We start from the raw sequence: 26,875 nt of genomic DNA, 5'->3' as shown, positions 1-26,875 counted from the left end.
GATTTTCGTGAAGCCGGGGTGTGCCACCGCGCGCCGGTGACGCTCCGTCACGGGTGGCGGCGTCGGAGATGGGCCATGAGGACGACGCGGTGGCGCAGGAGCGGAACGCCGGCGCGGCCGGCCATGACCCGTTTCTGGAGCTTCAGGTCCGTGATGCGGCCTTCGTTGACGCCGGAGTTGTACGGGGTGGTGATGCCCTGCACGACTGCCAGTTGGTCTTCGCGGATGGCGTTGGCCAGGCTCGCCAAGGCAGGCAGGCCAGAGGCCGCGAGTTGGTCGAGCCAGGCCGGCAGCGGGGCGGCGTCGCGGGCATCGAGCATGGCCGCGAACTGCCTTACCAGAGTGTGGGTTTGGTCGAGCTCCGGGCAGTGTTCAAGCAGCCGACGGAGTGCCTCGGTGGCGTGCAGGCCGCGCCGGGGCGGTGTGGTGGTGATCCACCGGGCGACCTGGCGGGGCGATGGTGGCCGCTCGCGCGGTGTGTCGATCGGCAGACCGCGGCGTAGCGGCGCGATGGCCATCTTGACCCGTTGGTAGTGGCCGCTGTACCCCTTGGCGGCAATCTCCTGGTGCAGCACGGTGGCGGTGTGCTCGCCTTCCTCCCACCGCTGCCTCAGATACTCCAGATACGGGTCGAGGCTCGTGGACCGGCGGGGCGGAGTGCGCCGTACGCACTCCTGCCAGCAGGCAGCGCGTGCGTACTTGGCCACGGTGCGGCGGTTCAAGCCGAGTTCGCGGGCTATCGCGCTGAGACTGCGGGCCTTGCCGGTGTATCCCTGGACGGTCTCGAACAGTCGCTTCGCGTGACGGCGGGCGGGAGTGTCGGCCGCCTCGCGCAGTTCGTCCGACGGCGGTGGGGCCGGTTCGGGCTCAGGTACTGCGGCGGCCAGGCAGTCGCGGTGGGCCGCGGCGATGTCCGAGACCCGCTTCGACAGCCCCTGCCACAGGTGAAAACGGTCGCTGACCTGCACCGCGTCCGGGGCTCCCTCGGTGATGCCCTGCCGGTAGACCAGCGAGCCGTCCCGGCACACCACCTCGACGCCGGGATGCGCACGCAGCCAGGAGGCCAGCTGCTCGGCATCGCGCCCGGCCCACAACTCGATGGGCAGCCGTGTGTCGGCATCCACGAGCAGCGTGCCGTAGACGTCCGCGTACAACGCGAAGTCGTCCACGCCCAGCACTCGCGGTGTCGCGACCGGCGGAAGTCCCATGCGCATCAACTGGAACAGCACACTCGTCCGCGACAACGGCGTCTTCAAAATGCGCAGAAGCCGGGCCCCGCCACGGCCGGCGAGCAGCACCCCGGCCATCTCGACCAGATGCTGCAGCAGCGGACTGCGACGCTGATAGCGCACCGTCAGCCCCTCCACCTGCTCGGCAAAAGTCCGCCGACCGCAGTCCGCACTGTCACAGAACAACCGCCGCACCATCAGACTGATCAGCACTGGCCGGCCTCCGGCAGCGACATCGGCCAGCGTGCGGGAATACCGGCTGTGCACCCGCGCCGACGCGCACCGGCAATCCGGACACGCCATCATCAACTCACCCGTACGGGCAGCGATACGGATCACACCACCCGACAACCACACCCGTTCCACCCGCACCACATCCAGGTGCGGCGACATGATTCGTACGAGGTCATCACACTTGCCGAAGGTCCCGCCACCCGTGACGGAGCGTCACCGGCGCACGGTGGCACACCCCGGCTTCACGAAAATCTTGCCAGGGCCCTCTGTGTGCACCACCAAGTACAGAGATGTGTGCACCGCGGTAGCTCCCGTTCGGTGGCCTGCTTCAGTCCCGTAACGTCAGTTCTCTCAAGTGTTGGAGAGCGGTGAAGGGGGCCTCTTGGAGGAGAGCGAAGCACGGAGACGTGCGGAAGAGTTCGGCCGGACCCTGACCGACCGTTGGGACGAGTGGGCCTTCAGGCTTGGTCTGTGGGCGACCCCGGCTGTCACGGGCATCTATGGCTTCACGTGGTATTCCACGGCGAAAGACGAGCAGGGGCGCCAGATCAGGATCGGGGGGAACTGGCCCATCCTCGTGGACCAAGACACGGGGTCATGCCGAGTCGTGCAGGGGCTGAAAGAGATGACCGCGCTCAGAGGCACGTCAAGGTTCGCACTGCGCGTTGGCGTGGTGCCACCGCTCGTCAGCAGCCCCACCCCGACGGCCGCTAGCTCGTCCGGGGCCGGCTGCCGAGAGGAGTTGCCTCTTGGTCAGGCTGCGTCCGTGTCTCCTTCGATAGCGGCGAGGCGGTTCTTGAGGCCGTAGCTGGGCCCGTTGATGGAGATCACGTCGCAGTGGTGGAGGAGGCGGTCGAGGATGGGGGTGGCCAGGACCGCGTCGCCGAAGACCTGGCCCCACTCGCTGAAGGTCTTGTTCGAGGTCAGGATGATGGAGCCCTTTGCATAGCGCTTTGGGATGACCTGGAAGACCAGGTTCGCCTCGGCTCGTTCGAGGGGCTGGTAGCCGACTTCGTCGACCACAAGGACGCTGGGCCGCAGGTAGGTACCGAGCTTGCTGGTCAGCCGTCCGGTCTCCTCGGCGGTTTTGAGGTGCCGCCGGACCCGAGCTTGGGAACGGCGAGTTGGACGGTGCCAGCCCGGGTGTCCCACCCGCGTGGGCGACGGCCGTTGCTATGGCCGGCTCTCTCCTCGCCGACCTGCCCGTATTCGTCATCGCAGAGGACGTAGGCCTCCGCGGACAGGAGCGCGTCGGCGAACGGCTTGACCATCGTGCGCAACAGATCGGGCCCGCCATGGCAAGGTCGTCCCAAGGCTTCGTGCATCCGGCAGCGTGGATCACGCGTCTTCGGTATCCGTCCTCGAGTACCGGTGCACCTCCATATGAATGGAGAGCGTCTCCCAATTCACGGACACGGACACGACTTGCGAGGTACCCTCCGCGCCGATCGCGGTGTACTCGTCCGCCCTCATCCTGGCCAGTCTCCCCTCCCAACTGGCGGGGTCGTACTGCTCGGTCATGGCCGCGATCATGTCCCTGCCGCGGGCATCGCCAAAGAGCGCGAGCGCACTGGCCGCATGGACGCGTTCGGAGTGGCGCATGTCGGGATGGGCGGCAGCGGATGCAAGCGCGTCAAGGCCTCGACCGTCGCCCAATGCCGCCAGGATCTGGGCGGCGGCCCAAGCCGCTCGGCCCGAGGACGCAGCCAGGTCGGCCAGGAAATCCAGCCCTCGCCCGTCTCCGAAGCGGGCCAAGGTCTCTGCCGCTCGGCGTCTGCGGGGAACGGGTACCGAGGGAGCTTCGACGAGCTGGGCGAGAGCGTCGAGGCCCTGAGTGTTCCCTGTTTGAGCAAGTGTTCTTGCCGCCTCCAGGAAATCGTAATCGGTGGTGAGGTCGTCGCTCAGTTCGGCGAGGATGTCCAACCCGCGCGGATCACCAAGTCGCGCCAGGGTCCGGGCCGCTTCTCGTCGCACGTTGGCTCTGCGGGCCGCGGCGGTGAGTGCCGCGATATCGAGGTCCACGGCTTTCCGGCGGGGCTCCTCCATCGAGAGGACCATCTCGTGCAGCAGACGGTCGTATGTTTGGGCATCGACAGCGTTGGAGACGGTGGCGAAGGTGACCAACGCCTCGAAGCCTCGTCGGTCTCCGCAAGAGGCAAGCGCTTTGGCGGCCACCAATCGGTCGGCCGCTTCACGCGAGGGGTCATCCGCCAGGGCTGCGAGTGCCTCTGCACCGCGGGAATCTCCGGCCTCCGCAAGACTCTCGGCGGCGCTCACGCGGTCCTGGTCGGGGATAGCATGGGTCCGGGCCAGGGTGGCCAACGCGTCAAGGCCACGCGATGACTCGAAGCTTACAAGATCACGAGCCGCCCACACACGATCGGAGGGAAGCGCCTCGGAATCGTGAGCCAGCCCCTCGAGCACCCTGGCACCCCGGGTATCGCCCAGGCCGGCCAAGTCGCGCGCCATCCAGCGCCGCGTCACAACGCTCACCCTCTTCTCGTTGGCCAGCCTGGCCAATGCCTCACGACCCCGTGGATCACCGAGCGTGATCAACTTCGTCGCCGCCCAAGGGGCGTTCGTGGAGTCGGAAGCGGCGGCAATCTGTGCGTAGCCGTCAGCGACTGTGGAGATGACGCTTTCAGGGATGAGCGTCCCCAGCGCTGCCTGTTCGGTGATGAACGACCGCCCCATATTCCCTCCCCGCCTGGCCAGGCTGTGCAGGGCTCTGGTCACGTCGGGTTCTCTGTCGGTTTTCCTCCAAGCGTCGAGTAGGAACCCGGCGTAGGAGTAGGCCGTGTCGCTGGGGCTCTCCCAGAACCTTCGCTCCCAGGGTCGGTATCTGGTCCAGCGCCCGAACAGGTCTCGGAATGCTTCATCCGCGGCTCGCCTGCTCGCCGCGGTGTGTCGAGCGGCGAGGTATTCGAGGATCGTCTGGTGCAGGAAGGCGAAGTCTCTTCCGCGTTGTGTCAGCAGACCGCTGCGACGCAAGATCTCTGTGAGAAACCTGATCCATACCTCTCGCAATCCTGGTACAGGGCAGGCGGCGTCCGGCTGATCAACCAGCCAGTCAACGGCATGCAGGGAGTTTCCTGCATGCCGTTCCGCGGCCAGGTGGTCGATGAGGGCCGGAAGACATTGTTGCGTGTGTTGTGCCGCGGTGAGGAGCTGGTCTTCAAAGCCTTTCAACGGCAGTGGGGTTGCGTGTTGGCGGCGGTACAGCAGATTGATGAAGAGGCGGTAGGCCTCGCTGCGCCCCTCAGGCAGCCGGCGACCTGGATCGTGTGCGTGCAGTTGACACAACATGGACGCCATAAGGGGGATGCGGGCGGGTTCGCTCAGGCGGTTGCGAACAATCTCTGCGACAAACGCTGCGGTCACTGTGCCAGGGTCCGGCAAAGACAAGGCCGTGAACCAGCCTGTGGCAAGCGAGCGTAGCTGCGCTTCGTCGAAAGGCAGCAACGCGAAGCGAGGCAGTTGTTCCCCGAGGTTCGCCAGCCAGCCCTCCGGCAGGGGGCGCGTGGTGATGATGAACCGGTACGGAGACGCAGTCGGCTTCTTGAGGTGGCCTGCCAGCCGGGCCAGGATTCTGCGCAGAGTATCTGCGTCGGTTATCTCGTCGAGGCCGTCGACCAATACCAGCCACGGGACTCGCGGCAGGGGCATGGAACTGAAGAAATCCGGTGGGAAGTCCTCCGCCAGTTCGTCATGGAGGCTCTTGGCGATCGCCTCGGGCAGGGAGCGGCCGGCGAGAACGGCTGCGGGCACCAGCACAGGCACTACTGGGTCACGCCGGCCAGCCGCCCACCGCTTGACGGAGGCCACGAGGACAGTGCGCAGCAGGCTGGTCTTGCCACCGCCGGCGGCCGCCGTCACAAGACAGTTGTCGTGCCGTTCCAGAATCCTCTCGGCCACGACAGGCCCGCTGTCGACATCGGCGCCCTGGTCGGTCTGCTTTACCGACCTCTGAGGTTGTACCCGTTGGCTCAGGTAGACCCTGGATAGGTCGGGCTGGGGCAGGTCGTCCGGAAGGAGAGCCGGATACGGGAGTTCGTCGGCCAGCATCGCTGCGTCCAGGTAGCGAAGCAGCAGGTCTGGCATACGGAGCCGATGGGTGGCCTGCGAGCGTAAAAGGACAGCCTCGTGGGGTCTGTGGGTGCCGGTGGCATGCAGTAGATCGGTGAGTGCGGTTGCTTGAACGGCTGCGAGGTTGTCCAGATCAGGCCGGTTTACTTCAAGATCCTCCAGGCTTACGGCGAGCGCTGCGAAGTCGTGGTGCTCCCAGCCGCGGATCTTGGGCAGGCACCGTGCGAAGCTTTCCGCTGCTTCCCGGTAAGCATCACCACGTGCACCGAGGTCCAGTTCCAGGGCAGGCAGCGCAGTTGCCTCGATTCTCCCCAGCGTTCCCTCGACGGTCGAACTGCGATCAAGCAGGTCGTGCAGCCACTCCTCCCTTTCGGCGAGCAGGAGAAGCTTCGCCGACTTCGCCCTGTTGTGCCTGGTCAGGGTCTCGAGTACGGCAATGATCTGGTCGCTCCTGCCGTCGGCGTCGTCCACGACCACCAACAGGGGAACCACGGTGTCAGCCAATGCGTCCAGTGCCTCCGTAGCGAGGGTGACAGTGCGCAGCCACAGCACGGCCCAGCCTTGATGTGACAGCCGGCTGCCGAGTTCGTACGCGAGGCGCGTTTTACCGTGACGGGCCGGCCCGTGAAGAAGTCTGCTGTCGGTGGTTGGGGATGTCGCCCAGGCGAGCAACTCGTGAAGCTGTTCTCCGCGTCCTCGCAGCGGCACCACGGCACGGCGGGCTTCCAGCAGTTCGGCGACCGATGCGATGGGCGGAAGGACGCTGTGCAAGTGCTGTAGTTCCGCCGGTTCGAGGGCGGTGCACATCTGCGGGGCGTGCTCGGCCATGGCAGCGTGGAAGCCGGGATTAGCCCACAACACATAGGCGGGGACCGCCGCCAGGCGGGAGTGCGGGAATCCGGCCTGGTCACTCGCGATGACGCCAATGAGCAGCCTGCCGGCAAACAACGCCGCCCCGGACATGCCGCCCCAAGGTGACGCGCCGTCAGCCTCGCCCTCCGGCGGGTGCTTGTCGACGTTCATGACATAGCGATTGGCGACGAAGGAATCTCCCGGATTGATCGTGCCGGACGGATGCGCAGTGTCGACGGCCTTGCCAGGCCGCTGTGCCATATTCGCAGCGCCCCAGGCTTCACAGAGCGCCCCTGTCCGTCGCGTCGCGATCCGTCCCCACCGCACCGGCGCTCCGGTGGAAGAAACCCATTGTGGGTCGTCAACGCTTAGCAAGGCGGCGTCGAAAAGACCGCCCGGAGTGCCCCGCCACACCACCACGGCGCTGCACACGCCTGTGTGACCAGGCCGGAAGAGGGTGGTCCGCTTGCCCTCTCTTGGTACCACGTGCGCAGAGGTCAAAACGACACAGGGCGCAATCACATAACCAGATCCGCGGCCTGCACCGCCTTCGGCCTCAATGACCACTACTCGCTCACGGTCCACAGTGCGGCCCTCTGACTTCAGGGGTGAGTCAGTGTCTCAGTCATCCTCGATGCGGTCGCCGACAGGGCCGGGCCCGAACCTCGTGGTCCGGCTGGAGCCGCTCTGAATGAGGATGTCGCCTCCATTCGGCCTCTGCGGAGTCAAAGTGATCCTCACCAGCTGGGTAGTGCCTCGCGCCACTCCGCCCTCCGCTTCCCCCGAGACCACCCATGCTTTGAAGCCGGCTTTCGCCCGCGCGTCTTGGCGTAGTTCGACCATGAACTCCAACTCAAAAAAGCCGACTTTGAAAGCGATGTCCTGACCGGCACCCCGCGCCGCCGCCTCAAGCACTTCCTCCCGCAGAACCGCCACAGCGTCTGCCAGCTCGATCTCCATGACGCCCCTCCCCCGGCCATCGACCTCATACGACATACCCCGCGCACCGTGACATACCCAGGGCGAGTCCGACTCAGCCTCAGGAAAAGGTCGCATCGCGGGTCTCCACGGACAGTAAGGGCCTGTAAAGAATCAACACGTTGCTTCACGGTCTCTTTGTCGTTGCTGTGGTATGCGCATACCGAGTGAGGTCCGTGATCAACTTGCCCTGAGATTCGGGGTGTTGTTCCCTCATCTGAATGAGCGGCAGCAGCGGCTGGCGCTGGCCGCCGAGGCCCGGCTGCTGGGGCACGGCGGGGTGAGGGCCGTCGCGCGGGCTGCGGGGGTGAGCGAGACGACAGTGCGGAAGGGCGTCTTCGAGTTGAAGGGCGGCGAGAACCCACTGCCCAAGGGCCGGGTCCGCCGGGACGGCGGCGGTCGAAAAAGCGCCGAGGAGCTTGACCCGCTGCTCGTTCCGGCGTTGCTGGCACTGGTTGAGCCGGACGAACGGGGCGATCCGATGTCGCCGCTTCGGTGGACGACCAAGTCGCTGCGGTCTCTGGCCGGGGAACTGACGCGTCAGGGCCACGCCGCTTCGGCGCCGACCGTGGGCAGACTGCTGCGGGAGAACGGTTTCAGTCTGCAGGCCAATGCCAAGACACTTGAGGGCGCTCAACACCCTGACCGCGACGCGCAGTTCCGGTATATCAACGACCAGGCCAAGGCCCATCAGGCGGACGGTGAGCCGGTGGTCAGCGTGGACACGAAGAAGAAGGAAGTCGTCGGGGAGTTCAAGAATGCGGGACGTCAATGGCGGCCGGCCGGTGATCCTGTGCGGGTTGACGTCCATGACTTCCCCGGTGACGCGCTGGGCAAGGCCCTGCCCTACGGCATCTACGACCTGGCGGCGGACACCGGCTGGGTGAACGTCGGTACGGACCACGACACCGCGGCTTTCGCGGCCGAATCGATCCGCCGCTGGTGGAACGGGCAAGGACGCCGCGACTATCCCGGCGCCACCCGACTGCTGATCACCGCCGACGCTGGCGGCTCCAACGGCTACCGCACCAGGGCCTGGAAGACCGAACTCGCGGCCTTCGCCGCCGAGACCGGCCTGACTGTCACCGTCTGCCACATGCCTCCGGGCACATCGAAATGGAACCGGATCGAGCACCGGCTGTTCTCCGCGATCACAATGAACTGGCGCGGCCGCCCGCCGACCAGCCACGACGTCATCGTGAACAGCATCGCCGCGACTACCACCCGCACCGGTCTGACCGTCCACGCCGAACTGGACCCCGGCAGCTACCCCACCGGTGTGAAAGTCAGCGACGCTGAGCTGAACGCAGTACCGGTCACCGGACATGCCTTCCACGGCGAATGGAATTACACCGTGCACCCCCACCCCGCCGGCCCGGCCATCCCCACCGGACCAACGTCCAAGCCGGCGGTGGTCTTCGACCGCGGTAGTCTGTCGCACCCCGCACTGACCGGCATGACCCGCACCGCACTGAGCGAGCTGACCGAGGCCCTGACCGCCGACTGGCAGGCGCTGCAGAAACAGGACGCCACCACCCGACGCGACGGCGGTGAACGACGCCGGGCCCCGGGCGGCGGCCGCAAAGCCAAACTCGACCTGGCCGACCGGGTCCTGGTCACCGTGCTGCAACAGAACCTCGCCCTGCCGCCCACCGTGCTGGCCCGCCTCTTCGCCGTCAGTAAGGACACCATCCGCCACACCACCAGCGAGATCCGGCGCCTGATGGACCAGCACGCACACACACCCCGGCCCCCAGCAGCACACCTCAACACCCTCGCAGGACTCCTCGTCCACGCCACCGCATACGGCGCGACCCTTACGACAGACACCAAACCAACGTGTTGATTCTTTACAGGCCCTACTGATCTTTTCGTAAGTTCGGTGGGTGTGCTGGCGGTGTGGGTGGGAGGCTTTCGGGGTGGCTTATGGACCTTCGCCCTCTGCTGCTGGCGCCTCTCTTCCTCCGTTGTCGCGGCCTCAGTTGGCGGAGGCGCGTCGTGTTCGGGCGGTCGAGTTGTTCGAGGACGGTGTGTCGAATGCGGAGATCGCGCGGGCGGTGGGGGTGTGTGCCGAGAGCGTGCGGCGATGGCGGCGGGCGTGGGAGGAAGGTGGTGCTTCGGCCCTGCGGCGGCGTGCGGCCACCGGTCGCCCGCCCAAGCTGGACGACGCCCAGGTCGAGAACGTCCGGGCCGCGTTGGCGCGAGGAGCTCAGGCTCATGGTTTCGAGGCCGACCTGTGGACCCTGGAGCGAGTCGGCGCCGTCGTGGAGCAGGTAACGGGGGTGTCTTTGTCGAGGGCGTCGGTGTGGCGACTGCTGACCGGCCGACTCGGATGGAGTCTGCAACGTCCCGAGCGCAGGGCGGTCGAGCGGGACGAGTCCGAGATCGCCCGCTGGATCGCGCACGAGTGGCCGCGCATCAAAAGGGGGCCGTGAACACACGTGCCTGGATCGTGTTCCTCGACGAATCGGGCGTTTCTCTGCTCCCCCAGATCCGCCGCACCTACGCACCCCGTGGCCGGACCCCGCTGCTGCGGCACCGGCTGAACTGGAAGCGGGCGTCGATGGCCGGGGCCCTGGGCTACCACTCCACCGATCCCGAACGCGGAGCCCGTCTGTGCTTCCACCTCAAGCCCGGCAGCTATGACACCACCGCCCTCATCGAAGTCCTCGAGCAGATGAAGGCGTTCTACCGCGGCGAGCAAGTGGTGCTGGTCTGGGACGGTCTGTCGGCCCATTGGAGCCGGGCGATGCGCGCCTGGGTCGCCGAGCAGGACTGGCTCACTCTGGAGCGATTACCCGCCTACGCTCCCGAGCTCAATCCGGTGGAGCTGCTGTGGTCCTCGCTCAAGAAACGTGAACTCGCCAACCTCGCCGGCGACCACCTCGCCGATGTTGCCGACGCCACCGAGCAAGGCATCCACCGCATCAACCACAACCCACAACTGCCATGGTCCTTCCTCGCCCACACCGGCCTGACCATCCACCCAGCACACCCACCGAACTTACGAAAAGATCAGTAAGTGATCGTTTCAGAATGAGTTGGGCCACGGGTTCTTGTGCTCGGCGATCTTGGTCGGCAGGGTGTCCGGAGTGCGTGCTGATCTTGTTCCAGACGACCTGTGGGAGCGAATGGCCCCACTGCTGCCGCCCGCTCCCGAACGGCGCCGCCGCTCTCCCGGGCGGAGGATCTTGAGGTCGGTGACCGTCTCGTCGCCGGTGCGTAAACGTTGCAGGTCGCGGCGGATGCGGACCTGGTCGGCGATGACGGCGGCGTCCTTGGCGTCGGTCTTGCCTTCGCCGCGGTAGCTCTCGGAGGCGCGGTGGATGGCCCGGCCGAAGATGTAGTGCAGCGGCTGATCGTGGTTGAGGAGGATCGTGATGGCTAGGGCGGCTCCGCCGTCGGCCAGGTCGATGCCCCAGGTCACCTCGTCGCCCAGGGCCAGGACATCGGTGAGGAGTTCGAGGAGTTCGGATTCGTCGTTGGCGACGCGTCAGGACAGCAGCCGGTGGCCGCTCTCGCCGATCGCAACGCAGTGGTGATGGGTCTTGCCTGCGTCGATGCCAGCCTAGATTGCGGCCATGTGGTGCCTCCGCGCGGTGTGGTGATGGTGCCTCCCGACGGACGACCTCGCTGTCGATTCCCTACTCAGCGATCATTCGCAATTCCTAATTGGCAGCCGGGTCGTCGTGGGGTACCGGGCGGCCAATCACTGAAAGCCACAAGTGGCAGAGCCTTTTGAACCACACCCGGCACCCCTGGGTGGGTGAACCATACGAGGGACTCACCGCGTCCCGCAGAACAACGTAGGGAGCCTTTGAGGCAGGGTGACCACTGGGCTCGAAGAACTGCCGCCGTCGTCGACCCCACCCCGGCCCCGGCCCCGGCCCCGGCCCCGGCCCCGGCCCCGGCAAGCCTCAGCACAGAACACCGCTTCCCCCGGGACGAACTCGACCCGGCCGCCCACCGACGCATCCTGCTCGCCCTCGCCGACGACCTCGGTGCCCGACTCCGCACCACCGACCAGATCGCCTCCGGCGTGACCTGCACGATCCACTACACCGACCTGAGTGCCACCCGCCGCAGCCGGACCCTGCCCGAAGCCACCCAGCACACCCTCCTCCTGGCCCGCGCCGCCTACGCGGTGTACGACGCCCTGGGTCTCCAGCTCGCTCGCCCGGGTCCGCAGCATCGCGCTGCGCGCCCTTCAGACCAGCCTCACCGATCAGCCCGATCCCCCTGATCATCCCGGACCTCCCGCTATCAACCGGAGGTCACTCCCGCGGCGGTTTCACGCCGGCGGTGAACGTCACCCCGGCGCCGGTCCGCTGGCAGTTGTGGCAGGCAGGCGCCAGGGCGCCCGTCTTGACGTCGCGGACCGACACAACCAGGTCTTCCGCCACCTCACCCGCCCACAGGGCCTTGTCAACGGCCGCGAACTCGGCGCATTGGTTCACCAGGCGGGGCTTGGCCGCCGTCCCCTCCATGGATGCGAAGGCGGTGTCCATGTCCGGATGCGCCAGGATCCGCTCCTCCGCGTTCGTGCCGAGATAGACGTTGCCCGTCTTTCGGCTCACCGCCACGCCCACCTTGGACGGCGGCTTGCTGGTCGGCGTGGGCTTGTACGGGTTCTGCCGGGGGTTCTTGAACCAGCCGTTCTCACCCCAGGTGCGCACACTGCCGGCGAACTTCGCCGACAGTTCGTCAGCCGCCGCGGCCATCTGGCCCAGGCTGAACTGCGGGCGGCCCACCCAGGCGGCTCCGTCCACCCTGGCGCTGAACGCTCCGAAGAGGGAGCCGATGGCGCCGCCCGCCAGCCCCGTCTTCCACGCGGTCTCGAAGTACTCCGCACCACTGCTCAGCTCGCCCCGCGCCAGGTCGGACACCCCGCGGGAGGCGGGGCCGCCCATCAGCCCACTGGTCGCACCGCCCAGGAATCCGCCGGCGGCATGGCCGAGGACACCGCCGCCCAGTTTGAAGGCGATCTGCTTCTCGATCACCGAGCCCAGCCTTCCGGTGGCCAGCACCAGGGCCGCCTGGGCGGCGAACTCGGCTTCGGTCATGGCGGGGTACACGGGATCGCCCCGCTTCGGGGCGTTGGCCGTGTTCGGGATCGAGAGATTGAGCAGGACGGCCATGACGAGGAGGAGCACTACTGGATGCCGACCGCTGTGGTCCACGGCCACCAGCGGGCGCCCTCGGCAGTAGGCGTAGGCGTGAGACATCTCGCGGGACATCACCGTGTCGGCGGAGGCCCAGCGGGCCAGGCCGGGTAGGTAGTAGCGGGTCCCGTGGTGGTTCAGGCCCGACTCTTCGTCTCGCTCGTGGCCGGTGAAGCGGTAGCGCTTTCGCGCATAGCCGCCAAAGCTGGTCTCCCCGTACGGGAAGAACTCCTCCCGGTTGATCCACGACCGGCTCGCGTCGGTGGTCAGGGCGCTGCTGCCCAGATGGTCGGCGTACACGTACCGCACCTCGGGGCCGGCCTCACCGCGCCGGGCAGGTCCGGAGCGGATCTCGGCAATGCGCTCGGCGCCGTCCATGATGTGCAGCACCCGGTTCTCGCCGCCGCCGACGTCGGACCAGCGATGGTGCTCTACGCCGGGGGCGGGGTAGCTGGTGCTCTCGTCCCGCCCCGCCTGGCCCTGGTGGCGGACCCACTTCTTCACGCGGGTGCCGTCGGCGCCGTAGAGGTAGCGGGCGGTGATCGAGGAGGCGCCGCCGGCGTGGCAGCGGAAGCCCGTCAGCCGACCGGCGTGGTCCCAGGTGTAGGTACGGGACTCGCCTTGCGTGCAGAGGTTGCCGGCCTTGTCGTAGCCGAGCGGCAGCGGGGTGCCACCGGCGCCCTCGGTGACGCTGGTGAGCCGGTTGTGCGGCGCCTGCGTCGAGTCCTCGGGCGGCAGGTGGCCCACTGCGAAGCCGCGGTGCCAACTGGGCTGCTGGGCCCCGGTAATGACCTGGTAGTGCAGATCGATGAGGTTGCCCGCCGGGTCGTAGCGGTAGGTCTCGCGGTAACCCGTCGTGACGTCGGGCGCGTTGTGCTGGTCGGGGGCGGCGGGGTACGAGCCGTAGCGCGGCCGGTCGGGCAGCGGGCGCAGCACGCCGATGTCGGCGCAGGCCCGGCCGGTGGCGCTGACGAGGCGGTAGTACGCGTCGTGGGTGAAGTGGCGGACGAGGCGGTCGCGGCCGTGGGCGGTCCCGGCGATGCCGCAGCCCGGGGTGCGTTCCTCGATGCTCAGGATGTTGCCGACCAAGTCGTAGCGGTATGTCAGCTCGCTCAGGGCCGGGCCCTCGCCGGTCCACTTGTCGCCGTCGACGACGGCCGTCTCCAGGCGGGAGCGGATCTGCCGGAAGGTGTCGCGGTCGTAGGCGTGGCGGCGCATCAGCCCGTTGCCGTATGCCATCAGGACCCGCTGGCCGCGGGCGTTGTAGGCGATGAGCCGCAGGTACGGCACTCCGTCGACGCTGATTGACCGCAGCGACCCGGAGCGGCCGTACGTCGGCTCGACCAGGACGGGGCGGCCGTCCACCGCGGCCGGGACGTGCGCGGCAATGATCCGGCCGAGGGCGTCGAAGCGGCCGGTGCTGCGATAGCCCGTCGCGTCGAGCGCCGCCTCGGCGCCCGCGGCTGCCCAGTCGGCGGTCCAGCCGGCTGGCTCCGCGGCGGCCAGGGTGGCGTCGCTCACCACCTGCCGCACCCAGGCGGTACGGCGGCCGGTGAAGTCGTACGACTCGGCCAGCAGCAGCCCGGCCTCGTCGAGATGACGCCAGAGCCGGCCGAGCCGGTAGTGCTGCCGGGCGTCGGCCTCGTCGGGGTCTTGGTCGCCGTAGGTGAGCCGCTCGCGCTGGGTGAGTGTCTTGCCGGGTCCCTCAGCGGCGTACACGCCGCTGAGACGGTTCAGCGCATCGTAGGTCCGCAGGGTGACGTGGTCGCGGCTGTCCACGGCGTGGATCTCGTTGCCCGCCGCGTCGGCGACCGCGATGCGCCGGCCGGTGTCCATGGTGTCTGTGCGCACCGGGCGGTTGGCCAGGTCGTAGGCGCAGGAAAAGGTGGTGCGGCCGTGTTCGTCGGTGATCTCCAGGAGGTTGCCGCGGGTGTCGTGGCAGGTGCGGGTCAGGTGCCCGTCGTGGTCGGGGTCCTGGCCGCCGTGGACGAGTTGGCACAGGGGGTGGCCGAGGCCGTCGGTCAGGGTCAGGGTCGGCGTGTAGTGGTGCTCGGCGGGGGCGGCGCCGGTGAGCGGATCGCCCGCCGGGTCCCGGGTGTCGGGGGCCAGGTCGTTCTCGTCGTAGCTGGTGGTCGCCCAGGGCGTCGGCCGGATGACGGCCGGGGTCGTGCGGGCGGCCGGGATGCCCGTCAGTGTGCGGCGCTCGGAGCCGTCCGGGTTGCGGACTCGAATCGTTCTGCCGCAGGGGTCGTACTGGAAGCGCGCCTGTCGGCCCCGCTGCGCCGCCTCTTGGGAGCGGTAGCCCCAGCCCGTGGCGAGAAAGGGTTCGTAGCGGCTGATCACCCGGCCCTTGTTGTCATAGATCTGCGAGCCGGTGACGCAGATCCGGTCCGCGGCGCGGTTGCCGAGGGCCGGGCCGCCGGCCGGCAGCCCGGTGTCGTCCCCGGACGCGCCGAAGGCGATGTCGTCCGCCTGCGCCTGGCGCTGGACCTGGCGGCCCGCGCCGTCAGAGTATTCCCGCACCTCGATCGTGTCGTCGGAGATGCCCTCCGAAGCGTGCCGGATACGGGAGATGGTGCGCACGCACAGAGGCTGCCCGGTGGCCGGGAAATCCGACAGGTTGTACACGTAGCGCACCTGGGGCTTGTCGTGGGTGCCGCCCTCGCCGCCGGGGCTGGTGAGGAACATCAGCTGCAGCAGGCCCAGCGGGTGGTAACGGTAGTGGCGGCCGGTCCCGTTGGGGTCGGTGACCTTTTCCGGGCGGCCGGTCCGGTAGTTGTATGTGGCGGTGGTCCGCAGCCGCGCGGAGTCCTCGACGATGGTGGGCAGCAGCAGGAACCGGTCCGGTGTGATTGTGGTCAAGTGCCCGAGCGGGTCGCGAAGCTGCAGGACGACGCCGCGCTGCTGGGCGGCGCCGAGCTGGACGTCGTAGGCCCGGCATTCAGTCTCCGCGTACCAGCCTGCGAGATAGCTGGGGTCGGGTGGGTCGCGATGGAGACCGGCGCCGCTGCGGAAGGACGCTGGCACGCCGGCGGGCAGGTCGGCGGTGCCGCCAAGGTAGCGGGGGCGGCGGTCGAGGTAGCCGGCGTCGAGGGAGTCCTCGGTGTGGACGAGCGTGCGGGTGCGGGTGAGCAGCCCGTGGGCGCCGACCTTTCCGCAGTCCAGGCCCGTGAAGGCGGCGCCGTCGTAGTGGTGCACTTCGTGGCCGATCAACCGGACGGTGCCCGGGTCGCCTGCCGCGAAGAGGCGCTCGACGGCCGCGCAGGCGCGGGCCTGTTCGGCAAGCACGGACGGCACGTTTCCGGGGTCGGGCTCGGTGATGCCGGGTGGGGCTGCCAGTTCGTAGGTACGGGTCTGCGCCACCCGGTCGTGGATGCCGGAGTCGGTGGCCGGGATCGCGTAGGCGGTGGTGGTGTGGGTGGCCAGGACGCGGGTTTCGTCCGGGCGGACCGCGCCCACCACGGCGGCGGTCAGCTCCTGGCGGCAGGCCGAGCGGCGCGGCGGCACGACTGTCGTCCGTCGGCGGGGTTGGCCGTGCCCGTCGTGGTCGCTGGTGTAGGTGAAGTGCGTCATCGGGTCCTCGCCGCGCTCCCACAGGGTGTCGCGGCGTGCCGTTTCGTACGGGAAGAAGACCGGCTCTCTGGTGTCGTCCTGGGCGCTTTCCGGGCGCACCGCGTAGGAGTACTCGGTGACGGTGTACGGCCGGTCGCGTAGCGTCGAGTCGTCGTGTGCGTACAGCTCGCTGCGCAGGACGCGCCCGCGCAGGCTGCGCAGGGCAGCGCGGCGTGTGCGGCGGTCGGCGGCGGCAGGTTCGGGCAGCGATGGGTGCAGCAGCGGCGGATCGCCGCTCCAGTACTCGTCGCGGCAGTCCAGTGGCGCCCACTGGCCGTCTCCGGTCGGGTCCACAGGGCCGAGGTGGTACCAGGTGCGGGTCTCCGTACGAGGCGAGAACTCCTCCGGTGCGAGCGCCGCGGCGGGATGGTCCGGGTGCAGTCCGGGCCCGTGATAGTCGTCGAAGACCGTGGTGTCGAACTGGTCGACGCGGCCGAAGCCGCGGAACTCTCGCTCCTGGCCGTCCCAGTAGCCGTGGTGGTATCGGTACTCGGAGGTGAGTTTCGTCCCGGAGATCAGGTCAAGGCTCTCGACGGCGGCGACCACCGGCACCACGAACGGCATCGGAGTACGCCACCGCGTCCGCTGCCGGGCCTCGTCGCGCAGCCGGTGCCGGGTGGAGGGCTCGTAGCGGACTCGGGTGTGCAGCCCGATGTTATTGTCCATCTCCTCGAGCAGGCGGGGTTTGACGCCGCCGGTCAGGTCGAGGAAGTACATCGACGGACTGCGATCGCTGCTCCACAGCACGCCGCCGGTGCCGGTGCCGTGCAGGTCGACGATGCGGACGCTGTCGGCGGCGGCGTACGGCGGGCAGCCGCGGATCCTGATGGGTGCACTCCAGCCGTTGCCGCAGCGGTTGATCCATACGGTGACCTCGTCGGCGCCGACGTACACCAGGTCCGCCAGGCCGTCGCCGTCCACGTCGCCAAGGAGCAGTCGCTGCGGATCGTGGCGGGCCGGCAGCCGTGGGGCGTCCCGCATCGCCACCCGGCGTCCCCAGCGGCCGTGGCCAAGGTTCGGCCAGTACTCGATCGCCGTGCCGTGGACCAGCACCAGGTCCTGGCTGCCGTCGCCGGTCATGTCGGCCCAGCGCACCCGTGGGTCGGTGAGGGAGATGCGGGGCAGGCCTGCGGGGTCGGCGCTGCGGGCGGGGCGGGGGCCGGTCCAGCCGAGTCCGGGATCCTGGACGTAGCACTCCAGGCGGCTGCCGGCGCGCACCGCGTCGGTGACTCCGTCGCCGTTGAGGTCGAGCAGCCGGACCTCGGGGTCGTCGAGGCTGAAGGTAGGCGGCTGCGTGTACGGGCGGATCGCCGCCCAGGTGGCGTCCGTGCGCAGCGGTACGGTGCCGGCGAAGGTGGAGGTGCTGACGAGGAGGTCGGCCCGGGCGTCCCCGTCGGCATCCAGCAGCTGCACGCCGGGGTCGGCGAGCCGCAGGCCTGCGGGAACGTAGCGGAGGGTGCGGGGGCGGTCGAAGCGGCCACGGCCGAGGTTGCGCCAGTAGCGGGCGACGCCGTCCAGCTGCAGCACGTCGGGCAGGCCGTCACCGGAGACATCGGCCAGCTCGACGTCGACGCGGGACAGCGGCACGGGTGGCGGGTCGTCGCCGGTGACCGCCGCGAACCGGCGGCGTTCCGGCTCGAAGGCGGTGTAGCCGAAGGTGACGGGCGGCAGGTCGCGGTGCTCGGTGCCGTCGTCGTCGAAGCCGGTGACCTGTACGGACGACAGCAGCGATACGGCGCTGTGGGCGCTCGGGGTGTACCGCAGCTCGTAGGAACGCACCGGGTGTTCGGCGCCATCGTCGACGAGGGTGGTGATGGTGCGGCAGCGCAGCGCGGTACGGATCTCGAAGCCCGCCCGGTAGGCGGAGAAGGGGTCGGGACGAGGCTCGTAGTCGAGGTCGACGCGGGCCAGGAAGCGCAGCCGCCCGCCGTCGGCGGTGTAGTCGGCGTACCGGATGGTGCGCAGGACCGGCTGCCGCCAGCGGTGACCCGCCTCGTCGCCGCCGTCGGAGCCGTACTCGTAGCGGATGAGATTGCCCAGCGGGTCGCGGGTCTCGGTGAGCTGCCAGGCGAAGACGCGGCGCGGGTCGTCGGCGTCGGCGCAGACGGCCGGGTCGCGCCAGTCGGCGTCGGTGCCGTCGTGGGGTGGCGTGCCGTACACGCTGGTCAGGCCGTCCCGGGTACGAACCCGCCAGTGGCCGCCGCGGGGGCCGCGGTGGTGGACGATCTCGGCGAACAGGCCCTCCGTACGCGGCCGGTAGCAGACCGGGGCTCCGGCCGCCGCAGGCAGCGGGACAAGGTCTTCGTGGCCGGAGAGGATGAAGACGTCGCTGTCGTCGTACCGCGGCACGCCGTGCGAGGTCTTTCGGCTGATGCCCGGCAGGGGCAGGCTCCAGCCGAGCCCGAAGTGGCCGTTGCCTGCGCCGGTGCTGTACGTCAGGGCCAGGCTGGGTTCAAGCCCGCCGCGGCCGACGGGCACCGTGACCGGCACGGTGAAGCTGCCCGTGCCGGTGACCGGGTCCGGGGCGAACTTCTCCCCGATGCCGCGCAGCGCCCCGCCGCCCTGCGGCAGGGAGATGATCTCGACCGGGGACCGTGCCGTGTCACCCATCGCCGCCCCTACGCATCCGGCCAGGGCGGCATGCGCGCGGAGTAGCTGATGACGAAGAGGAGGTCCTGGATCTCGCCCTTGCCGAAGCGTTCGGCGAGATCGGTGGCGAAAGCCAGTTCCCAGGTACCGGCCACCGGTACGGGCGCGGCCTCGCCGCTGAGCCAGTTCCAGTTGCCGGCGAGGGTGCTGATCAGACCCTCGGATGTGGACTGGGCGGCGGACGAGCTGGCGGCCGGGATCTTGTCCTTGGCACCGGTCGGGGTGAGCGTGAAGCGCTGGACCCGTACCGGCTCGGCGGTGCCCTCCCGCTGTGAGACATACAGCAGCAGCTGGGCGACGCGCAGGCTGCCGGGCTCCAGGTTGGGCGGGAAGTCCGCGCGCCGGGTCTCGAACCGCACCGTCATCGCGGTCGCCGACTCGGCGGGATTGTTCAGCTCGTACCAGGCGTCGGGGAAGTCCTCGCGGAAGCTGTAGGCCCGCTGGGCACTGACCCGCGGGTTGAGGCGCTGGATGACCTGGGCGCGGTAACCGCTGTCGCTCAGCGCGGTGTAGTCGACGGTGAGCAGCACATCCGCGATCGACCGGAAGTCGAACTGGTTGGCCGCTTTGGGCAGTTCCAGCTGCCAGCGGGTGGCCACGCCCATCGACTCGAAGGGCAGCAGCATCTCGGATTGCGAGTCCAGCTCGAAAACACCGGAAGCGTTGGTCGGGGAGGTCAGCGCGATCGACTCGGGGGTGCGTCTGATGACGGTCTCCTGGAACACCTCCGGCCCGGTGACCACCCTGGAGATCCCGGAGGCGGTCAAGGTGGCCCGGATGCCGCTCACCGGTGGGATCAGGGCGACGACGGAGACCCGGACCCGTTTGATCAGCCGCAGATAGTGGCCCGGGAACATGCGGTCGAAGTCCGTCAGCTGGGTGTCGAAGGCCAGCACGCCGCTGTCGCGGAACATCTGGAACTCGAATGGCGCGAACTCGGCCAGCGAGATCGTCTGGCTCAGGTTCAGCTTGCGCCGGTCGGTCTCGAACGCAAACTGGGCGAGCTGCTCGATGTCCTGGAGCAGCCGGGCGGCACCGGTCAGGCCGCCGCGCTCCGGCCCGGGGCGGCCGGGCTCGGCGTCGTCGTCGGCCGGGGCCTCCCAGTAGTCGTTCTGCACGTACGCCGGAGCCACCGGCGGCCGCTCGAAGCCCAACTGCTGCTGGGCGAGCTGAGCGGTGCCGGTGGCCTGCTGCAGGAAGTAACCGTAGACACCGCCGAGGACGCCGCTCATCCACTCGTAGAGCTCGAGATTGGTGAATTTGCGGACCAGGAAGTCAGCTGTGGCCTGGGCCTGGAGGGTCTGCATTCCGGCGATACGAGCCTCCTGGGCGATGACCAGCTCGTGGTCGGCCGCGGCCCGTATCGCCTCCTCGGCGACCAGCGCCTCGGCGTTGGCCAGGGCGAGCTGGAGCTCCCACTCCTCCTGGCGGCGCTCCTGGCCGGCCCGCAGCGTGTGCAGTTGAATGTCCTGCTCGGTACGGTTGAGCTGCATCGCGTTCTGGGCCTTGCCGAGGGACAGCGCACCGACCGACCCCGCGGCCGCCATCTTTCCCGGCGTCTCGAAACCCGACCCCATGGCGGAGATGATGGCCTGGGTGGTGGTCATGGCGGCATCCAGCCCGGCGATCCAGTCCCGGTACACCCGGGCCTCGTCGAAGTCGCTGACAAGCATGCGCTCCCACACGTTGGGGCCCGCATCGATCCACTGCTGATAGGTGCTGACGCGAACGTCGTTGACCGCCTTCTGCCGGCGGGCCAGCCCGGTGGTGTTACGGGCCTCGGTCACCCGCAGACTCTGCAGCTGCTCCCCGGAGCGGGCCAGATCCAGATCGGCGCCCGCGCGCTGGCGGTCGTAGGCCGCAGCGTCACGCTTCTCCAGACTGGCCAGATAGGCGGCCTCGATCTGGGCGGCGGTCGCCACCAGCTGCCGGGCGCGGTCCAGGAGGACGGAGAAGCGGTAGGGCGTGGGGCGCTGTGCCCTCTGTCCCGGGGCGAGCAGGCGGCCGCCGGTGTCGACGGCGGGCATGCCGGGAGCCGGGAGCGGGGGCTCTTCGGCGGGCCGGATCATGCCGGCGATGTTGCGGCCCTGGCGCAGCTTGCGCAGCTGGTTGCGCACCGATGCGGTGAGCGCGGTCAGCACCGGGCTTGGCAGGGCCTTCGGGCCGCCCAAGACAGTCAGCTCCGGCGAGCGCAGCAGACCGGCGGCGCTGAGGTACAGCGCCCGGGCCCGGGCGCGGGACTCGCCGGTGTCGCGGGTGAACTCGGCGTCCCCGTACTCCAGGAAGCACCGGGCGATGCTGCAGAAGGTGTAGCGGGTGTACGGATTGGGGCGGTTCGCGGCCAGGGCGTGCGGGTTGAGCTCGTCGCGCAGCCAGTGGCTGCCCCGGGACAGCACGGCCGCGGTGTTGAACTCCCTCTCCAGCCCGTAGTAGATCTTGCGCTCGTCGGACGGGACGAAGACGTCGGGCAGGTCCTCCTGGTCGAAGGCGTAGATGGTGCGGTACCAGTCGAGCGCGGCAGCGAAGTCCCCGGCCCGCTGTAGGCTCTGGGCCAGCAGCAGGGGGACGTAATAGAAGACTTCCTGCAGGTAGTTCGGCAGGCCGGGGTGCCCCGTACCGAAGTGGGTCATGACGCTTGCCGACAGCGTCCGCAAGCGCTGCAGGTCCGTGGCGCCGGCGCGGTCGGTGTATCGCAGCTGCAGCAGTCCGTCGCGGATGTCCTCGCCCGTGTATGGCAGCGTATGCAGCGGGAAGGCCTGCAGCAGCGGCCGTACGGCGACGAGGAAGTCGGCGGCCGCGCCCAGCGCGGCCGGACGGCTCAGCCGCGGACGGCCGCGCACCGTGTTCAGCAGGGCCCGGAAGGCCTCGGTGGGGCCTGCACTGCCGCGGCGAAGCGTCGGCAACAGCAGGTCCTCGGGGTAGCTGAAGACGAACATGGCCGCCCGCCACGCCTCGTGGCTGCCCATCCACGAACATTCCTCGTCGAAGTCGGCCGCACTGCCCGGTTCGATGCGCCAGGCACGCGCCGGGTGCTGTGCGGGCAGCCGCCCGGTACGCAGCAGCAACAGGAGCTGCTGCAGGGTCTGGACGGCCTGCGCCAGCCGGGTCGTCTCGTCGTTGCCGACGCCGACGGTATCGATCAACAGTTCCTCGCTGAGGCGGTCCCGATCCTCCTCCAGGGCAGGAGTGCCGAGCAGGGAGAGGAGACCGTCGCGGAGTGCCGGCAGGGCGATCTGCTCGACGTCGCCGACGGCGGTGCGCAGGGCCTCGGTGAGAGCGTCCGCCTGCTCGATGCGCGACTGCAGCCGGTCCTGCCAGTCGAGACGGTCGGCGATGGTGCCGCGCCACGGGGTCGGCGCCCATTCGGTGGCGGCGACGAGGAACGATCCGGGGGTGAGGGCGACGCCCTGCTCGGCCACCAGCCACGCCACCCGCTGCTGGCGTTTCCGCAGGTGGGTCAGCAGATGGTAGAGGTCCTGCCACTCGTCTTCCGTGACGATGCCGCTTCCGGCCACCCCGCGTACCCGTAGCAGGTGACGCAGCTCCTCCAAGGTCAGCCGTAACGCGCCCAGTTCGGCGTCGATGGGCACCGCCCGGCGCTGGAGGGCATCGAGTTCGGCAAGCCGGGCGGCCGGCACGCCCAGCACCGTCTTCACTATGGCGTCGAAGGCGTCCACCGGGGGCGATGCGGACAGCGCCTCCCGGGCGGTACGGACGGCGGCGAAGGCATCGTCTGTCCACTTCCGGCGTACGGTCCACAGGTCGAACGCCGCGTCGCCGGCCGTACGGTTGCGGAAGTCACCGGGCACCAGCAGGTCCGGGTCGACGACCAGCGGCGTGCTTGCGCGTACCGGCTGGGGATGGTCGGCCTCGGCCCACAGCCGCTCCTGCCGCTGCCGCCGCCACTGCAGCAGCAGCGACGGGTCGGGCACCACCAGCGGGTCAGCGGTGGTGTCGGCAAGGCCGAACAGCCGGGCGAGGCCCGCCTCCGTCACCCGATCGGGAGCGAGCAGCAGCTGGTCGAGGCGGTCGGGTGCCGGGTCGATGCCGAGGCGTTCGGCCAGGGCGCGGCGGACCTCGGATGCCACGCCGCGGGCCAGGCGCAACTCCTCGTACGAGGTGCCTAGGCGGGTGAGCAGCAGACGGTACGCCAGCAGGCAGTACTCGGCGGCAACGGCGCTCTCCCGCTCCCGCGCCAACAGGGCTAGTTGCCCCTGCCACAGGCTCCGGTCGTAGATTCGTACGTCCTCGAGCCGGCCGTGGTACGCCCCATGGCCGGAGGCTTCGGCACCGAGGTGGGCCGGGACGCAGTGCAGGTAGGGCTTCGGGCTGACCCGGCCTCTCTTGACCTGTTGGCCGTTCAGGTAGAGCACCGGGAACCAGCCGGCCGGCTCCCCCGTCATCAGATCGGGAAACGGCTGATAGGCATAGGTCACCGCGATGTGGGTCCAGCCGGTCAGCGCCGTGTCGTGGACCAGGGCTGCCGGCAGATAGTCGTCGCTGTGCTCGTAGACGCTGACACCGTTGGTGCCGACCGAGACTCCGACCCCGGCGTGCTCGGCGGATCCGTACGCAATGCCGCCCTGCTGCGGGCCGAACGCGTACCGCTGACCGGAGATGCCGCTGACGCCTGCGGTGGCCTGGGTGTCAGTGGCGCGGGAGGCGAGCGGCAGCGCCCAGAAGGCGAGAGTGAAGGTGTTGGTGATGTCGGCGGCCCGGCCCTTCGGAACCTGCACGTAGGCGGAGGTTCCGTCGAAGAGCAGTGCGGGTGAGCCCGCCCGGCCTTCGGTCCAGGTCGCGCCGGAGACGGTGGCGCCCGGGCCGCCGGCCGCGTCGGCGGTGACCGTTCCGGAGTCTTCGTCGAAGCGGAAGTGGGCGGTCAGGCCGACGCCGGTGGAGCTCAGGTAGCGCCGGATCACCTCGATGGCGGCGCGGACCTGGTTGACCGGGGCGGAGGCGGCGCTGTGACGTGGGTCGGTGAGCAGCTCGAAGGGCTGGTGGAAGGCGCTGGTGAGCACGGCGGGGGTGAGCGGCTTTCCGGCTCCGTCGAGCAGATGGGTGCCAGCGAACCAGAGCAGGTCGGAAAGGTAGGCCTGAAGGCTGAACAGGTCGCTGGCATCGGCTGGTACATATGGTCGCGCCAGTTCGAACCGTACGGTGACGGTCTGTTGATTCCCGGCGTGATCCGCGCACCGCACGGTGATGGTGCAGCGACCCGTGGGCGCGGTCACCTCCGCCCGCCAGGCTCCTGAGAAGCCGGTGGCAGCGGGTGTGAACGGCCCGCCGTTGACCGAGACTTCCACCGACTTCACGCCGCTCTCCAGGTCGGTGGCCACCCCCCGCACCTCCAGCGGTCGGCCGGCGCCAGGCGAGGGGACGGTGCTGCCGTCCTGCGGCGCGAAGACCTGCAGGGCCGGGGCGGTGCGGTCGGTCACCGTGACCGTGACGTCGCGGGAGCGTGCGTTGCCGGCCACGTCGGTGGCCGTCACAGTGAGCGTGCGGCTGGTGCGCACCGAGGCGTCGAGTTCCATCACGCGGATGCCGTGCCACGAGCGCTGCGGGGTGGTGAACTCCTCGCGGGCCCGGACGCTCCCGTCGAAGGAGTAGTCGATGGCAGCAATGCCGAGGAAGTCGTCCCGCACCTCGGCCGCCACCGGCACCGGCACCACCGTGCCGTCACCGGACACGGTGGTGCCGGCGGGAGGCGCCGTAATCGTGACCTCGGGCGGGGTCATGTCGGTCAGGCTGCTGACCACGAACACGGAGTCCGTGTCGTTCAGATCGCTGCCGGACGTGGCGGTGGCCCAGATCTGCAGCGGTCCGTTGCGCGGTATGTCGCCGGTCGCCGTCCAGACGTCGGTGCCGACCGCCCGTATCCACTCACCGTCATCGCCGATACGGACGTCGACGTGCCCGACCTTGCGCGGCCGACCCGTCCCATCCCTCAAGACCTCGGCGGTTCCGCGGACGGTGATGCCGGGCCCCGCTCCGGTGAGCACCTGACCGGGCGTGGGTGAGGTGATGCGCACGTCCAGCACGGGCTCTCGGGTGTCGTCCTCACTGTCCGCCACTGCCCGGCCTCCCCATCACACCGTCCCTCACCCGGCACGCCCAGAGGTGGGGCAAGTATGACGGCAACACACCGACTGTGTCCCTCCTTATCAGAAAATCACCTGACCTCATCGTTTTGCCCTGACCATGCCGCTCCATCAGTCAGGCCACAGGGGCCACAGCAATGAGCTTCTTCGAGCCGGCCACCGATTCCTAATGCTGTCTGTCAAGCCGCAAGTGGCGGTGGAGGTGTCGGTTCGTAGCACCGTCCGTCGCGTAGAAGGGCCCACAGGACGTTGACACGTCGGCGGGCGAGGGCGAGGACGGCCTGGATGTGGCGCTTGCCCTCGGCCCGTTTGCGGTCGTAGAACCTGCGGGAGTTCTCGCAGTACCGGATGCTGAACAGGGCCGAGATGTAGAAGACACGCTGGAGTCTGCGGTTGTAGCGCCGAGGTCGGCGCAGGTTGCCGCTGATCTTCCCGGAATCTCGGGGAACTGGGGCGACGCCGCCGAAGCCGGCAAGACGGTCGGCGGTGCCAAAGACCGTCATGTCGCCGCCGGTGGCGGCCATGAACTCGGCACCGAGGATGACGCCCAGACCGGGCATGCTGGTGATCACGTCGAAGGCGGGGTGGTCGCGAAACCGGGTCTCGATGTTCTTGTCGAGCTCGGCGACCTTCTCGTTAAGGGCCAGCACTTCCTTCGCCAGTGTGTGCACTAGTTGGACGGTCAGCTTCTCGCCGGGCAAGCTGGTGTGCTGGCGCTCGGCGGCCTGGAGGGCAGTCTCGGCGAGCTGGTCGGCACGCAGGACCCTGCGGTTGCGGAGCCAGGTGGCCAGGCGCTTCACACCGAGCCGACGAAGAGCGGCCGGGGTCTGGTAGCCGGTCAGCAACGTGAGCGGGCCGGCGTTGGTGAGGTCGAGAGCCCGTTCCAGGCCGGGGAAGATCGCTGCGAGTTGGGCGCGAAGGCGGTTGACCGTGCGGGTGCGGTCGGCGACCAGGTCCATGCGACGGCCAGTGAGGAGCTTGAGGTCGGTGATGGTGTCGTCAGGGGTGCGTAAGGGGTGCAGGTCGCGTCGGACACGGACCTGGTCGGCGATGACGGCGGCGTCCTTGGCGTCGGTCTTGCCTTCGCCGCGATAGCTCTCGGAGGCCCGGTGGATGGCCCGGCCGGAGAGGTAGTGCAACGGTTGGCCGTGGTTGAGCAGGAGCGCGATGACCAGGGCCGCTCCACCGTCGACCAGGTCGATTCCCCAGGTCACTTCATCACCCAGGGCCATGACGTCGTCGAGGAGTTCGAGTAGTTCGGGCTCGTCGTTGGCGACGCGACGTGACAGCAGCCGTCGGCCGCTGTCGTCGATTGCGACCCAGTGGTGGTGGGTTTTCCCTGCGTCGATGCCGGCCCAGATGGTGTCCATGTGGTGCCTCCGCGCACTGTGGTACTGATACCTCCCACGGACGACCTCGCTGTCGATTCCCTACTCAGCGATCATTCGCATTTCCTAATTGGCAGCCGAGTCGTCGTGGGGTACCGGGCGGCCAATCAGTGGAAGCCACGTCATCGGCTATCAGGTGACAGCCACACCCGGTACCCCTGGGTGGGTGAACCATACGAAGGGCTCACCCTCTCCCACAGGACAACGTAGGGATCAGGTGAGGGCCTGCAAAGCGCAACGAGCGAGGCCCCCGGGCTGTTGATCGAGACCGACCCCGACTTCGTCCTGCTGGACGGCACACTCGCTGAGTGCGACCGGGTCTGCGACGGGCGCACCGACTACTCCCACAAGCACCGCCGACACGGCGTGAACGTGCAGTTGGTCACCGATTCGGACGGCCGGCTGCTGTGGCTCCCACCCGCGTTGCCGGGCCGAGCTCACGACCTGACCGCGGCCCGCACCCACCGGATCATCCGCATCTGCGAGCGCCAGAGCGTCCCCGTCCTGGCCGACCTCGCCTACCAAGGCGGAGGTCGGCCTAGCCACTGTGCATAGTGTGCTCATGGATCGATTCGTGGGTCAGGGCC

Annotated in this window: 10 protein-coding genes and 4 pseudogenes; 5 read left to right on the top strand and 9 right to left on the bottom strand. The window is 69.0% G+C overall.

Annotated features, from left to right (window positions below):
- Positions 1-47 precede the first annotated feature (47 nt).
- The 5 genes and pseudogenes from IE275_RS41040 to IE275_RS41020 form a co-directional block, all read right to left on the bottom strand.
- Positions 48-1,622, bottom strand: a complete 1,575-nt coding sequence (locus tag IE275_RS41040; RefSeq protein ID WP_229871148.1) for an ISL3 family transposase — start codon at positions 1,620-1,622, stop codon at positions 48-50.
- Positions 1,623-2,216: 594 nt separating this feature from the next.
- Positions 2,217-2,561, bottom strand: a pseudogene (locus IE275_RS41035) (ATP-binding protein); the annotation flags it as partial.
- Positions 2,561-2,752, bottom strand: a pseudogene (locus IE275_RS41030) (transposase); the annotation flags it as partial. The pseudogenes IE275_RS41030 and IE275_RS41035, both read right to left, overlap by 1 nt.
- 49 nt (positions 2,753-2,801) lie before the next feature.
- Positions 2,802-6,662, bottom strand: a complete 3,861-nt coding sequence (locus tag IE275_RS41025) for an NACHT domain-containing protein (RefSeq protein WP_189717793.1) — start codon at positions 6,660-6,662, stop codon at positions 2,802-2,804.
- Positions 6,663-7,022: 360 nt separating this feature from the next.
- Complete coding sequence (locus IE275_RS41020) at positions 7,023-7,361, bottom strand: trypco2 family protein (protein WP_189717792.1); 339 nt, start codon at positions 7,359-7,361, stop codon at positions 7,023-7,025.
- Between the two features lie 172 nt (positions 7,362-7,533).
- Between IE275_RS41020 and IE275_RS41015 the strand changes: the two genes are divergently transcribed.
- Genes IE275_RS41015 through IE275_RS41005 form a run of 3 tightly spaced genes read left to right on the top strand, consistent with a single transcriptional unit; the run spans position 7,534 to position 10,401 of the window.
- Positions 7,534-9,225 (top strand): ISAzo13 family transposase, encoded by a 1,692-nt coding sequence (locus tag IE275_RS41015; protein WP_189717791.1) that lies wholly within the window; start codon positions 7,534-7,536, stop codon positions 9,223-9,225.
- Between the two features lie 40 nt (positions 9,226-9,265).
- Positions 9,266-9,814: a winged helix-turn-helix domain-containing protein gene (locus IE275_RS41010; RefSeq protein ID WP_373299380.1), complete on the top strand. Its 549-nt coding sequence runs from the start codon at positions 9,266-9,268 to the stop codon at positions 9,812-9,814.
- Entirely contained in the window at positions 9,811-10,401 is a 591-nt protein-coding gene (locus tag IE275_RS41005) for an IS630 family transposase (RefSeq protein ID WP_189717789.1), read from the top strand. Before IE275_RS41010 ends, IE275_RS41005 begins: the two co-directional genes overlap by 4 nt.
- A 162-nt stretch (positions 10,402-10,563) precedes the next feature.
- Here IE275_RS41005 and IE275_RS41000 read toward each other — a convergent pair.
- Positions 10,564-10,941 (bottom strand): annotated as a pseudogene (locus tag IE275_RS41000) (IS110 family transposase); the annotation flags it as partial.
- Between the two features lie 255 nt (positions 10,942-11,196).
- On the opposite strand from IE275_RS41000, the gene IE275_RS40995 reads away from it, so the two are divergent.
- Positions 11,197-11,622, top strand: a complete 426-nt coding sequence (locus tag IE275_RS40995; RefSeq protein ID WP_229871145.1) for a DinB/UmuC family translesion DNA polymerase — start codon at positions 11,197-11,199, stop codon at positions 11,620-11,622.
- Positions 11,623-11,653: 31 nt separating this feature from the next.
- Here IE275_RS40995 and IE275_RS40990 read toward each other — a convergent pair whose 3' ends face one another.
- From IE275_RS40990 to IE275_RS40980, 3 genes are all read right to left on the bottom strand, one after another.
- Positions 11,654-18,763, bottom strand: coding sequence for a SpvB/TcaC N-terminal domain-containing protein (locus IE275_RS40990; RefSeq protein WP_189717787.1), 7,110 nt, complete (start codon positions 18,761-18,763; stop codon positions 11,654-11,656).
- Between the two features lie 8 nt (positions 18,764-18,771).
- On the bottom strand, positions 18,772-24,873 hold the full coding sequence (locus IE275_RS40985) for a Tc toxin subunit A-related protein (RefSeq protein ID WP_189717786.1): 6,102 nt from the start codon (positions 24,871-24,873) through the stop codon (positions 18,772-18,774).
- 206 nt (positions 24,874-25,079) lie between these two features.
- The gene (locus tag IE275_RS40980) at positions 25,080-26,270 is read right to left on the bottom strand and encodes an IS110 family RNA-guided transposase (protein ID WP_189717785.1); all 1,191 of its coding nucleotides are present in this window, start codon (positions 26,268-26,270) and stop codon (positions 25,080-25,082) included.
- Between the two features lie 264 nt (positions 26,271-26,534).
- Between IE275_RS40980 and IE275_RS40975 the strand changes: the two are divergent.
- Positions 26,535-26,822 (top strand): annotated as a pseudogene (locus IE275_RS40975) (transposase family protein); the annotation flags it as partial.
- Positions 26,823-26,875 lie beyond the last annotated feature (53 nt).

This window comes from Streptomyces phaeofaciens (genome assembly GCF_014648915.1).
Taxonomy (GTDB): Bacteria; Actinomycetota; Actinomycetes; order Streptomycetales; family Streptomycetaceae; genus Streptomyces; species Streptomyces phaeofaciens.
The sequence above is the reverse complement of the archived record's forward strand: the minus strand, read 5'-3'. Positions and strand labels throughout refer to the sequence as shown.